Raw genomic sequence first — 5,186 nt, 5'->3', positions numbered from 1 at the left:
CACAAGACGTGGCGCAAGCGGTACGGTTCGAGTCTCGCCACTGAGGAAACCCAAATGAAACGATTCGGGACTATCTTAGCGTTCGTGGCACCCAGTGCAGTTTGTGGATTTTTGTCAAGCTACTGGGCCGTGTGTAGTCGCGTTCGTGATTCCACAACCGGTCCAGGGTAACACCTACGCCCCGTTACAGTGTCTATATAGTCATTGAAGAGTTATAGGGTACCGTCGTGTGCATCGCATATCAGATGAACAAGGTCGGGCCAGCTTCGCACGGACGGAATTGGCTGTCGCGGTCCAGACGAACGGGCGGCTTGAGCGATTGGAATGCGGAACCAAACCCACGCTCCACCTGATTCAACCACGTCAGAGAGATCCGGTATGAAATCGATGCCGGCGTGGTGTGTCGCGGTCGACGCCGGTCAGCCGCCGAACTCCCGCCCAAGCGGACGACCGGCCACTCCCCTTACATCAGCTCTTCTGAAAACTCCCGCGGCAAGCCGGGCATCGCGACGTCGCCTTCCTTACGATTCAGCTCGTCAGCCATGATTACAGCTTCGGCGAGATCGCGCATGGGACGGCGCAAACGCCGGCTCTCATTGCGCAGCCGCAAATACGCCTCTTCTTCGGTCAACTTGTGCTTGTGCTGCAGAATTCCCTTCGCGCGCTCCACAACTTTGCGCGTCTCCAGCTGGCGCTTGATCTCGAGCGTTTCCGCGAGCAGCCGCGTATTGTCGATCGCGGTGGCCGCCTGGCTTGCCACCACCTTTACGAAGCCGATCTCCTCTTCGGTGAAGTGGCGGCGTTCCTGCGTGTAGATATTGATGGTTCCCGTCACGCGCTCGCGCGACACCAGCGGAACCGAAAGCAGCGACACCAGCCCCGTCTTACGAGCGAGCTCCGGATAGCGATACTGTTTATCGTCGCGGATATCCGAAATCACCGCCGGCTTGCCGTCTTTCACCACGCGCGCGATCAGCGAATCTTCCATCTTGAGCGGCATGCGATGCAGGTAATCGGGCGAGGAGCAGCGGGCGGCGCTGATGGTCAGCTCGCGCTTCTCTTCATTGACCAGCATCACCGAGCAGATAGCGGCGTCCAGTGTTTCCGCGACCATCTCCGAGATGGCTTGTAGAATCCGGTCGAGGTAACCTTCGGTGCTGATCGTCTGAGCGACTGCCGCAAGTGTTTCCATCCGTCGCACCGCATTCTGAGAGTGTTCCGCGAGACGGGCTTTATCGAGCGCTCCACCCATCTGTTCGCCGATGAAAGTGACCAGCGTCGCTTCATCGCTGGTATGGGGATGCGGGGCTTTGTGATGGACATTGATGACGCCGGTCACTTCGCCGCCCGCGACAAGGGGAACCGATAAGAACGCCTCGAAAGTGTCTTCGGGCAGGCCGGCAAACGATTTGAACCGCGCATCCGCGGACGCGTTCTTGCCCAGCGCTACTACGGACTGATGCTGCGCCACCCAGCCGGTGATGCCTTCGCCCATCTTCAGGCGCAGGCGGCCGATCTCTTCGGCGTGCGGCAGATTCGAGGCCCGAAGCACCATCTCGCCACTCTGCGGGTCGAGCAGATAGACGAGGCACGCATCGGCGTCCGTCACCGTAAGGATGAGGTCGACAAGCTCGCGGAGCATCGCCTCCAGCTCCACTCCGGAACTCACTAAGCTGCTGATTCGATGTAAAAGCGCTACCTGATTCCCTGCGAACTCGGAGGGCGCACTAACGACGCGGGCAGACATGATCTCCTGATTCTACGGTGATTGCGTGCCGTCGTCCAATCGAAATTTTCAATTTTTCATATTTTCTGACGCGACGATCCTGCCGCAACGCATCACATCTCGTAGAGCCGACTCCCATGGAAAAACCAGCTGCCGCTAGTCACCCGATTCATGAGCTACTTATCCGGCGATGGAGCCCTCGCGCGTTCGCCGATCGTCCGGTCCCGCACGACGTGCTGTTGCGGATGTTTGAAGCCGCGCGGTGGGCGGCGTCAAGCTACAACGAGCAGCCCTGGACCTACATTGTTGGCGTCCGGCAAGTAGACCCCGAGCAGTTCGATCGCCTGGCAAGCGTTCTTGCTCCGCCCAATGCGTGGGCAAAACGCGCGCCGGTACTTGCGCTCTCGATTCTGAAGACCACCTTCAGCCACAACAACTCGCCGAATGGCGTCGCAATGCACGATGTGGGCGCGGCCAGCGCCAGCCTGACCATCGAAGGCCTGCGCGACGGCGTGTTCGTCCATCAGATGGCGGGCTTCAACAAAGCCAAAGCGAAGGAGGTTTTCGCGATTCCGGACGGATATGAACCCGTGGCGATGCTCGCGATCGGTTATCCCGGCGACCCGGAGACTCTGGAAGAACCGTTGAAAGGGCGCGAATTGAGCGAGCGCACCCGCAAACCGGTCTCAGAGTTCGTGTTCGAAGGGAACTGGGGCGAACGGCCGTTCCAGCCTTAGCCGCGCGGGACGAACGCTTCCGTCACGGCTTTGCGCAACAGCGCGGGCGGCAACAATCCCTGATCGAGGATGAAATCATGGAAGCGCTGGACGTTGAACTTACTGCCCATCGCCTTCTCGGTATCGGCGCGTAGCTGCCGCATGCGCAGATAGCCATCGTAGTAAGAGACCGCCTGTCCGGGTGAACGGAACGTGAAGCGGTCGACCTCTTCCGTGGCAAAGGCTTCGGAAAGCACGACATCATTTTGCAGGATCTGCATCGCCTGCGCGGGTGTTACCTTTCCCATCTGGAGTTCCGGATCGAGAAACGCGCGGGCGGCACGCAACAGGCGCAATTGAAGCGAGATCAGCTTGGCGTCATCCGGCATGTAGGGGTACATCATCCACTCGGAATAGAGGCCCCAGCCTTCGGCGTTGGTGCTGTTGAAGGCGAAGATGGCGCGCGCCTCGGAAACGCCGCGCTCCACCATGGTGTCGAATTGGAGCTCGTGACCGGGGCGCGCCTCGTGTGCGGTCAGTGTCCAGGCGGCAGCTGCGAACGTGAAATCGTCGTACTTCAATTGCTTGCCGTTGGCTCCGGTGGTGCCGCCGGGCAGCACGAATTGACCGCGCTCTCCATGGTTGTTCAGCAGCGGCGGCGGACGCATATGCGGCGCCGGCTGCTCGGCCGTTTCCGCGGCGCTGGCGATGCGCACGATCGCCGGGCGATCCGGAAGAGTGACCAGATGCTCGCGCTTGATGATCGCTTCGATATCGCTCAGTGTCTTGTGATAGACCGGCATGGTGGAATCCGCGGTCAACTGATCTTTTTTCAACGCGCGGACCACGTCGCGATAGTCGCTGGACGGGAAGTTATGCTCTTTTGCGACCTTCACAGCCAGCGGCTGCATCTCTGCCTGGATTTCATTGAACCCACTGTGCGCCAACTGCACCAGTTCGGCGGCCGTGAAGTCAACGCCCGCGTTCTCGAGGCGGATCTGATAGAGCTCCGGGGGAAGACGAAAATCCTCGCGCGCTTTGGGCAGAACTTCTTTCCGCACGAAGCCTTCGTACTCAGTCAGTTGATCGCGGAGTTTGGCGTACGCGGACTGATAATCCTTCATCTTGTACTTCTCGAGAAGCAGCCCGATGCCGGTCGTGTATTGATCGATCTGCGCGAGATCCTGCTCGACTTCCGACTTAGGCGGCCCTAGCTTCGCAGGATCTTTCGCGCTCTCGCGCCACACGGTTTCCGCTAACACCGTCGTCGGCGTGTAGCCTGGCTCGATGCCCGCATATCGCTTGAGGCGCACGAGCGCCGCGGGACGACGCGATTCGTCGATCTGATCGTCCAGCAGGCCGTGGATGCCTCCGAAAACGATGCGTCCGACGTTCGCATAGGAAAGGAGCAGCTTCTGATTGGCGGCGGACGCGCGGATATTGCGGTCGGTGTCCTCGATCATGATTTCGAGGTCCTGCTTCACCAGCGGATCTTGTTCCGTCGCGGCTTTCGCCTGGAGAGTCTTCAGCGCCGCGCCCAGGTCGCGGCGGAACAAAACAGGGCGGTCGACGGATGGAATCGAGATCTTGTCGTCGAGGCCGCGAATGCCTAGAGATGCGGCGTTCTCGGGTGCGTAACGCGCCAGAACCTGCAGCACGATTTGCGCATTCCGATTGCTTGCCGTCACCCACGCCGGTTCGGACGGCGGAGCCTGAGCCGGTAAAACGGCGCTCATCAAAACCGGAATGAGGAGGCGAAATCGCATCCTCCCAGCTTACGGCCTCCGGCACGTCCCGGCGCATGAGGTAGGATTCATGGCGTGCTCGCTGCCGCGATCCCTCAAACCGTTTTAGACCTGATCGGCAACACGCCGCTGGTCGAACTCGCCGGACTCGATACCGGACCTTGCCGCCTGTTCGTGAAGCTCGAGAATCAAAATCCGGGCGGTTCCATTAAAGACCGCATCGCGATCAGCATGATTGCTGCTGCCGAACGTTCCGGCGCGCTGCCGCCGGGAGGCACGATTGTCGAAGCCACGGCAGGCAACACCGGACTTGGACTGGCGCTGGTTGCCGCCGCCAAGGGATATCGGTTGATCCTGGTGATCCCCGACAAAATGTCGGCTGAAAAGATCGCGCATTTACGGGCGTTCGGGTGCGATATCCGGCTGACGCGCTCGGACGTGGGATCGGACCATGCCGCCCATTACATGAAGATGGCGGCCAGAATCGCGGCCGAAGGTGGGTTTTACCACGTGAATCAGTTCAGTAATCCGGCCAATCCGTTAGCGCATGAGAAGACCACGGGGCCCGAAATCTGGGAGCAGACGGGGCATGACGTTGACGCGGTAGTCTGCGGCCTTGGATCGGGTGGGACGATCACGGGATTGAGCCGGTTCTTCGCGCGCGTGAGCCCCGGCACGGAGCTGGTATTGGCCGATCCCGAAGGCTCGGCGCTCGCCGGCATCATCCGCGAGGGCATGCCCGGCCCGGAGAGCTCGTATGCGGTGGAGGGCATCGGGCAGAATTGCATCCCGCAGATCGCCGATCTTTCGCGTGTCCGGAAGGCCTATTCCATCTCCGATTCCGAGAGCTTCGAGACCGCGCGCTCGCTGCTGCGCAATTTCGGGATTCTGGGCGGGTCGTCATCCGGATGCCTGGTCGCCGCGGCCATTCGTTTTTGCAAGGAGCAGACGGCGCCGAAGCGGGTGGTCACGTTCATCTGCGACACCGGCAACAAGTAT

4 protein-coding genes are annotated in these 5,186 nt (G+C 60.5%); 2 read left to right on the top strand and 2 right to left on the bottom strand.

The window, feature by feature from the left end; translation table 11 throughout:
• Positions 1 to 463: 463 nt before the first annotated feature.
• Positions 464 to 1,747 carry a GAF domain-containing protein gene (locus H1Y01_RS14925; protein ID WP_180541307.1) on the bottom strand — a complete coding sequence of 428 codons (1,284 nt, stop codon included), beginning with the start codon at positions 1,745 to 1,747 and terminating at the stop codon, positions 464 to 466.
• Between the two features lie 116 nt (positions 1,748 to 1,863).
• On the opposite strand from H1Y01_RS14925, the gene H1Y01_RS14920 reads away from it, so the two are divergent.
• Complete coding sequence (locus H1Y01_RS14920) at positions 1,864 to 2,463, top strand: nitroreductase family protein (RefSeq protein WP_180541306.1); 600 nt, start codon at positions 1,864 to 1,866, stop codon at positions 2,461 to 2,463.
• Here H1Y01_RS14920 and H1Y01_RS14915 read toward each other — a convergent pair.
• On the bottom strand, positions 2,460 to 4,208 hold the full coding sequence (locus H1Y01_RS14915) for a DUF885 domain-containing protein (protein ID WP_180541305.1): 1,749 nt from the start codon (positions 4,206 to 4,208) through the stop codon (positions 2,460 to 2,462). The two genes, H1Y01_RS14920 and H1Y01_RS14915, sit on opposite strands and share 4 nt — an antisense overlap.
• 54 nt (positions 4,209 to 4,262) lie before the next feature.
• Here H1Y01_RS14915 and H1Y01_RS14910 point away from each other — a divergent pair.
• On the top strand, positions 4,263 to 5,186 hold a 924-nt coding region (locus H1Y01_RS14910), incomplete at its 3' end, for a PLP-dependent cysteine synthase family protein (protein WP_180541304.1).

This window comes from Nevskia soli (genome assembly GCF_903970205.1).
Lineage (GTDB): Bacteria > Acidobacteriota > Terriglobia > Bryobacterales > Bryobacteraceae > Bog-113.
This window is presented reverse-complemented; position numbering and strand designations above follow the sequence as displayed.

Bases quoted from the DNA above. Each gene is read 5' to 3' on its own strand.
- H1Y01_RS14915 (WP_180541305.1), bottom strand. From the start codon at position 4,208: ATGCGATTTCGCCTCCTCATTCCGGTTTTGATGAGCGCCGTTTTACCG.
- H1Y01_RS14920 (WP_180541306.1), top strand. From the start codon at position 1,864: ATGGAAAAACCAGCTGCCGCTAGTCACCCGATTCATGAGCTACTTATC.
- H1Y01_RS14925 (WP_180541307.1), bottom strand. From the start codon at position 1,747: ATGTCTGCCCGCGTCGTTAGTGCGCCCTCCGAGTTCGCAGGGAATCAG.